The 804-nt window shown below is 46.8% G+C and carries 1 protein-coding gene; it reads left to right on the plus strand.

What is annotated here, in order from left to right; all coding sequences use genetic code 11:
• Positions 1-158: 158 nt before the first annotated feature.
• Positions 159-804, plus strand: a 646-nt coding sequence (locus tag AC6ROY_RS25450; protein ID WP_500103353.1) for an IS4 family transposase, incomplete at its 3' end; no start/stop codon positions are given.

The following is an 804-nucleotide window of genomic DNA, read 5'->3' on the forward strand; positions in this document are numbered from 1 at the left end:
ACTCAACTTTCGCAGAACGAAAATCGGCTTTAATGCACGATGTAACTGAATTGAAGGCCAGTTCATTATGGAAGTTGCGAAAATAGAAAAACACCTCTTCATTTGGTAAAGTGAGATTGTCGAGATCATCACTACCATACAGAAGAGGTGTCCTCTATATGATAGAGCAAAACGTACAGGTTAATCAACTTCCAAATGAAATCAAAACGTCTTTCAAAGAATTGAAAGTACTGCAGCACTTGAAAACAGCAGGCTTCAAGAAGAGATTCGGATATACCTGTTCATTCTTATTCCAGCTTGTCTTCGTCCTGCTGTTCCATCACAAGAATTGGTTTCGTTTGCTGGAAAGCGATAAGGGAGAAGCATTCCCTGGCAAAGACACCGTCTATCGTTTCCTCAATCATAGTGGCTACGCTTGGCGTAGGTTCTTGTCCTTGCTCAGTACCTCCGCTATTCGCAAGGTTCAGCCACTGACAGAAGAGAATCGCGTGTCCGTATTTGTGGTCGACGATTCCATGTTTGAGCGGAACCGCAGCAAAATGGTCGAATTGCTTTCAAGGTTTAAGGACCACGCAACGGGCTGCTATTACAAGGGATTTCGGATGCTCACACTCGGTTGGTCAGACGGTCATACGTTCATCCCTGTCGACTTCTCCTTGCTCGCTTCTCTGAAATCGCAAGTGAACGGCATCATGGAAGGCATGGATAAGCGGACGTCTGGGTACAAACGGCGGATGGAAGCTCTATTGCCTGCACCTGAGGTCATTCCCGCCATGGTCGATCGTGCGCTGACTGCCGGTGTGC

The organism is Paenibacillus sp. sg306046 (genome assembly GCF_059821225.1).